Annotated in this window: 5 protein-coding genes; 2 read left to right on the top strand and 3 right to left on the bottom strand. The window is 67.3% G+C overall.

The window, feature by feature from the left end; translation table 11 throughout:
* Positions 1-24: 24 nt before the first annotated feature.
* On the bottom strand, positions 25-363 hold the full coding sequence (locus FH969_RS16185; RefSeq protein ID WP_108717726.1) for a maltose acetyltransferase domain-containing protein: 339 nt from the start codon (positions 361-363) through the stop codon (positions 25-27).
* A 671-nt stretch (positions 364-1034) separates the two neighbouring features.
* Between FH969_RS16185 and FH969_RS14295 the strand changes: the two genes are divergently transcribed.
* Entirely contained in the window at positions 1035-1631 is a 597-nt protein-coding gene (locus FH969_RS14295; protein WP_108717727.1) for an SLATT domain-containing protein, read from the top strand.
* Entirely contained in the window at positions 1628-2923 is a 1296-nt protein-coding gene (locus FH969_RS14300) for a nucleotide-binding domain-containing protein (RefSeq protein WP_108717728.1), read from the top strand. Before FH969_RS14295 ends, FH969_RS14300 begins: the two co-directional genes overlap by 4 nt.
* A gap of 22 nt (positions 2924-2945) precedes the next feature.
* Here FH969_RS14300 and FH969_RS14305 read toward each other — a convergent pair whose 3' ends face one another.
* Positions 2946-3329 (bottom strand): sulfate permease, encoded by a 384-nt coding sequence (locus FH969_RS14305; protein ID WP_108717729.1) that lies wholly within the window; start codon positions 3327-3329, stop codon positions 2946-2948.
* A gap of 155 nt (positions 3330-3484) precedes the next feature.
* Complete coding sequence (locus tag FH969_RS14310; protein ID WP_199916636.1) at positions 3485-6217, bottom strand: AAA family ATPase; 2733 nt, start codon at positions 6215-6217, stop codon at positions 3485-3487.
* Between the last annotated feature and the right edge of the window lie 104 nt (positions 6218-6321).

Raw genomic sequence — 6321 nt, forward strand, 5'->3', positions numbered from 1 at the left:
CCACCTACGAGGCCCGCCGGGCCGCTACGCTGCCGACCGCCGCGTAATCACACCCCGTGTCCAACATCCGGGGGTAGGGCCCGTCGACCAGCGTGAGTCCGAAGTTGGCGTACACCCCCTCACCGAGGTGCACATTGCGGCCGCCCCAATTGGCGTAGAAGGGGGCTCGACGTAGCAGCTGACGCCGGCCTCGGCGAACATCTGCTGGATCAGCTCGGTCCGCCGCTCGCCTTGGGAGGGTCGCGTCGCGTTGTAGTCATACATGAGATCCAGCGCGACGGTCTGCTGCGCCAGGAGATCGACGTGGTTCGGGTCGTAGATCTGTCCGGCCTGCATCCGCGCGAGGCTGTCCTTGGACGCCATCTTGCCTCGCGCTGTCGCGCGTCAGACTTGCTGAGTCAAATCCGGGGCTCTTCAGTCGTGTCATGAGTTCGACTAGGAGCACCGTGGTGGACCCGACCCGACGAAGCTCCAAACCCGGCGCTCCGACGAAGTCCCTGGTCAGGCGCGTATTGCGGGCTCCGCGCGACCGATCTGACGGCTTCCAGCCATCCTGCAGGCGCGATTCGCGCGGCGCAATCCGCACGAAAGTGAGTGAGACTCCAACCCGTTTGCGCCCCGAGCGGGTCGCCCAGCTCCTCGCCAACCGGGATGCCGGGTTCACCCTGAAGCACCTCGCGAGCAAGTACGGCATTGCCCGCCAGACGGTCATCGACCACTGCAAGCGGGCGGGTCGGGTGCGACAGGTACGACCCCTCGACGCCGACGAAGCACGGGAGGCCGCGCGGCTCTACGAGTCCGGTCTATCGCTCGTCGCGGTCGGAGACCGGTACGGCGTCAGACGCGGAGCGGTCAAGACCGCCGTCCTCGCGCACGGGGGCTCGATCCGCGGTCACGCGAGTGCCCGAACCTCAGTCGATGTCGGTGGTCACCGTCATGATGAGAGGCGGTGCAGCGATCACCCGAACGCTGCCGCTCTTCCCGCGCCTCACAGCTCGGAGGACGCTGCAATGCCGTAGGACGAACGGAGCACGATGACGCCGGAACCCACGACCGACGACTCGCACGACGAGTACCTCCTCGCGCAGGTTCGTGAGGCATTCGGCAGGGTGGTCTACAGCCACAAGACACACGAGAAGCAGGCGGACCTATGTTTCAGGAAGCATCGATGGCAGCAGGGCCTGCTCGTCGCCTTCACAGCGCTCAGCACCGGAACCTTCCTAGCCGCGGTGCTCGGGCTCGTCAGCAACCCGGTTCTCACCAGCCTCGCGACCTCGGCCATCGCGATTGTCGTCAGCGCCCTGAGCCTTGCGACCAAAAGCTTCCGATTCGATGAGGAGTCCAAGGCCCACCGCGACATCGCCGCTCGCCTGTGGGATGTGCGCGAGTCGTACCTGTCGTTGATCACCGACCTGATGTCGGGCGCGACGTCGGCGGTCGATGCCCGTGCCCGCCGCGATGCACTCCAGGATGCGACGCGCGAGGCCTACGCGGAAGCGCCGCGGACCACGGCCAGGGCATATCGACGGGCGCAGGACGGTCTCAAGAACAAGGAGGAGTTAACCTTCACGTCTCGCGAGATCGACCTCCTTCTGCCCGCGACGCTGCGACTCAACGAGAGCGAGGCGTGAACGTGAAGGTCTCGGAGATCTTCGACACGCTTCTTGAGAATCTCAAGGTTGGCGACGCGAGCACCACCATCGCCATGCGCCGCGACGAGATCACGAAGTCTCTCAACAAGGAGTTTAGAGGCGTGGAAGGGTCCACCGCGCACCGACTGATGGTCGGGTCATACGGTCGGCATACGGCCATCCGCGGGGTGTCCGACCTGGACCTGATCTTCATCCTCCCGGCCTCGCTGCGTTCCTCGTACGACACCGAGACGGGGCCACGACGGATCCTCACGAGAGTCAAGGACGCCCTGAAGTCGCGGTACCCGAATACTGACATTCGCGTCGACCAGTGCGTCGTTCGCGTGCAGTTCACCAGCAACAAGTTCAAGTTCGAGGTGCAGTCGGCCTTCGAGAACGACGACGGGAGCTTCGACTACCCGGACACGAAGGCGGAGTCCTGGAAGACCACCAAGCCGCGTGACGAGATCGCGGCAACCAAGGAGTGCAACGACCGCACCTCGAAGAACATGCGCCACCTCGCCCGAATGGCGCGCGCTTGGAAGGACGCGAACGGCGTGGTCATGGGCGGTCTGCTCATCGACACGCTTGTCCACAGGTTCTTCGCCAGCACGTCCGAGTACGACGACAAGGGAACCCTGTGGTTCGATTTCATGGCTCGGGACTTCTTCGAGTTCCTCATGAACGAGCCCGACAAGGACTACTACCTCGCGCTAGGCAGCAACCAGCGCTTGACAGTGAAGAAGCGGTTCCAGTCGAAGGCGAAGAAGGCCTACAACCGCTGCCTTGAGGCGATCGCCGACGAGGGCAAGGCTTCAGCGAACAAGAAGTGGCGCGAGGTCTTCGGGACGGGGGTGCCGCTGGCGACGAGCGAGTCGGCACACGCGTTCACCAACACCGAGGAGTTCATCGAGAACCAGTTCCCGGTCGACATCTGCCACTCGGTCACGATCGACTGCACTGTCACGCAGAACGGCTGGAGACCAGCTTCGCTGCGGGAGATGCTCCGGGAGCGCAGCCTGCTCCTCCCGAACAAGGAACTCGACTTCACTATCACCGAGTGCGAGGTGCAGGAGCCGTACGAGGTGAAGTGGAAGGTGCTCAACCGGGGCGAGGAAGCGGAACGCCGCAACAACATTCGGGGCCAGATCATCTCGTCAAGTCGCCCCGGAGTCCGGCATGAGCGGACGTCCTTCCGTGGCGAGCACATCGTCGAGTGCTACATCGTCAAGGATGGGATCGTCGTCGCGCGCGACTCGATTGACGTGCCGATCAGCGCAAGCACCGCGTAGTACGAACTCACTCCCCGTCGGGCTAGACCCGAGCAGTAAGCGGGCCGACCGGTGTCCCTGGCTCGTACCCGGACGCTACTGCTCGGAGAAACGCCTTCCGGGCGCGAGCCTCCTCGGCACGCGCGCGGAGTAGGCGGACCAGGGTGATCGGCCCGTTGATGATGAACTTCAGGGCGTTCCAGATGCAGACGATGATGATCAGGTTGAGCCAGCCCGGCCCGCCGTCCGCGATCCACTGCACGAGCGCAGCGGCGATCACGAGGTAGACCGCGGCGAGGAGCATCGCCGGGATGCCCCACTTCAGTCCGGTGCGGCGGTGCGTCGCGCGGATGAGGATGTTCGAGGGCATGTAGCGCTGCAAAAAGTCGCGAATGCTGACGCCGATCGTCCAGATGAGTCGGAACATGATCCCGGTCTCCCGTGGAAGCGTGATTCTCCGCCGAGGAGGCAGCGCGTGGAGGGTGCCCGGAGGCGTCTGTCCAGAAGGACGCTCGTATCAGTGTCTTCTGCCTCGTCAAACAGGTTACGCCCGGGATGCGACATCGCGGAAGAACTCGCTGTTCATAGGGTCAGCGCGTCCCGCTCGACCGGCGTAGGCGCATCTGCGGGCGTCGCAGCCTCGGCAGAGATCCTGCGGGCCTGCTGCATGGCAGCCCACGCCCGCGCCTCGTCGATACGCTGCACGGCACCGATCGCCGGAGCACCGAGCGTGGGACCGTCCTCACCAACGCGGTAGCGGTCGCGGTACGCGGCAACGATCCGCACCTGCCGCTGCCAGGTCGCCGAGGCCGACGGCTCGCGAGGCTCCTCCCCCAACTCACGTAGCCAAGCCGAGTCACGCGCGACGGCGGCGGTCACGAGCGCGGACGCCCGCGCCTCCATGAGATCGCGGCGCTCGTCGAGGGCTCGGCTCATGTCGGCACCCATCTCGCCGGATGCCACGGGGATGAGTCCGACAATCAGTCGGGGCGCACGTCGCGAAGTCCCCTGCGAACGGGGCCGGACCGTCGCCCGCTCGACGCGGGCGTGCAGGACCGCGGCGACATCGTCGGCATCCTCGAGGCCGCGTGCGGCGACCAGACGCGGGAGCAGGTCGTCCAGGTCGTAGTTGTTCGCCTCAGCACGTCGCAACTCGGCGGTCAGCGCACCGAACGCGTCGGACTCGATCGCTGCCTCGGCATCGGCGGCGGACAGGTCCGAGGAACGCACCAACGAGGCCCATCGATCGCGCTGAGCCGCGGCTGCGATGGTTTCGTACTCGGCGGCGAGCTGGGCGATCGAGCTCCAGGCATCCTGCTCGGTGGCAATGGTCTGGGTGGCCGAGAGTTCCGCACCGACGTGCGCGAGCACGCGTGCGAGCACCGAGCGAGCGGTCGCGGCGGGATCGTCTCCCGGGTGTGCCGAAGAGTGGTCGTCATCGGGTCTGTTGAGCGTGACATAGGCAGTGTTCGCCGCGCGCCCGCGGGTGAGCGCGACGTACAGGTTCTCGCGCGTGGTGCTCGGCTCGACGAGGGCGTGAGCGGTGTCGGTGGTCGTGCCCTGCGCTCGGTACGCCGTGACGGCGTATCCCAGCTCGACGTGCGACGCGACGTACGCCGCGGGGAGTACGAGCGAGCCACCCCAGCGCCGATCCGGTCGGCGCACCACGATGGACCCGTCGCGTCGCAGCTCGGCGACGGTCCACCGCATCCCGTTGCGCACCCAGTCGCGTCCGGCGCGCAGGCGGCGGTCGTTGTGGCAGGTGAGAATCGTATCGCCGACAGAGACCGCCGTGCCGTCGTGTAGCGTGAGTTCGGCAGAGGCATCCACCGCGCCGTCGAGCACGAGGTCAGCGCGTGCCCGGCGGTTCAGTGTCACGACGGTGTCGCTCGTCTCGGCGATGAGGACGGACGTGAGCCCGGCGTCGCGGTCGCGCCGCCACGCCGCGTACGCGGCGTCCGCCATGGCTTCGACGTCGCCGCCGACGATGCGTCCGTGTACGTCGTAGGCGTCGAGTGCGGACGCTCGCCCGTGCCGCAGCTCGAGCGACGCCACCTTCTCCCAGGCGTGGATGAAGCGGTGCACGTCGACCGGTTCGGGCGCGTCGTCGCGCTCGGCGACGAGCATCCCGAATGCGCCGCCCGGCTCGACCGATTGGAGCTGCGCCCAGTCGCCGACGAGCAGCACCTTCACACCTGTGCGCGCCGCGGCTCCGACGATGTTGTCGAGTGCGCGGGCGCCGACGAGGCTGGCCTCGTCGATGATGACGAGCTGCCCGGCGACGAAGTCGACCTCGCCGCGGTCGTGCTGCGTGATCCACATTGCGGTGTTCTCGGTGTTGATGCCTAGGTCGTCGGCGAGCACCTGCGAGGCCGTCGCCGACGGAGCGAGCCCGACGACCGAACCACGCCCGTGCTCGTGCTCCCAGGCGCGTCGCAGCACATTCATCGCGGTGGTCTTGCCCGCTCCGGCCGGGCCGACGAGCATGTCGAGCACCCGTCCCGACACGGCAACCGACGCGAGCGCTGACACCTGGTCGTCACCCAACGCCTGACCAGCAGGGCCAGGACGACGGGCGATCCTCTCCAACGAATCGAGGCCGAGGGTCGGCGCACCGAGGTCAGCCGCAAGTACGCGCAGCCGATCCTCTGCGGCGAGCTGCATCTCCGAGGAGAACACGGCCGAGTGCTTCGGGCGGAACACCGACGTGCCGTCGACCCGCTGGAACACGGCGGGGTTGGATGCCAGCTCTGGCGGCGTCAGCCGGGTGGACGCGCGCTCCGCGGCGTCGACCACGAGCCCGATGATCGCCTCCCGGTCGCTCGTGGATGCGAACCGCCAGTGCATCGTCTGGCGAGCGGCCTCGGCGTAGAGGTTCCAGCGCCGCCAGGTCGAGCGCTTCTCACCGACGGTGGCGACGACGTCCGACCCGATCCGGTCGAGCACGTCGAGCGGGATGTCGTCGGCGCGCAGCACGAGCGGCATTGCGCCGCTCGCAACCCCGGTCGCCCATGACGTTGCGTCGCATCCGAGCACGCGCCCCGCGCGCTGCCTCCACTCGGCGGTGAGGTCGGCGAGCGAGCGCACTTCCTTCTCGGGGCGGGTGGCGAGGGTTGCCTGCTGACGCAGCTTGATGATCGTTGCGCGCGAGGGGCGTCGCCCGTGGGTTGCGGCCCATTCCTCGACGAGCCGCCGGGCCTCGATGTCGATGTGTCGTGCCCGGTCGCTGAACCCCTGGACGAGCGCCTCCGGAACGGCGGTGATCGCCCAGGTGGGGTTGCGGTCGCGTCCGCGGTGCCGCTGCTCCCAGTCCACGCCGAGCGCACGGGTGAGATGGGGTCTGCTGCACGGTGAGGTGACAGGGTGGGTCAGGCGGCGAGTGCTGCCTGGGTGGTGATGATGGTCTCGTACTCGATCGG

Origin of the sequence: Miniimonas arenae (assembly GCF_006351005.1) — a bacterium.
Lineage (GTDB): Bacteria > Actinomycetota > Actinomycetes > Actinomycetales > Beutenbergiaceae > Miniimonas > Miniimonas arenae.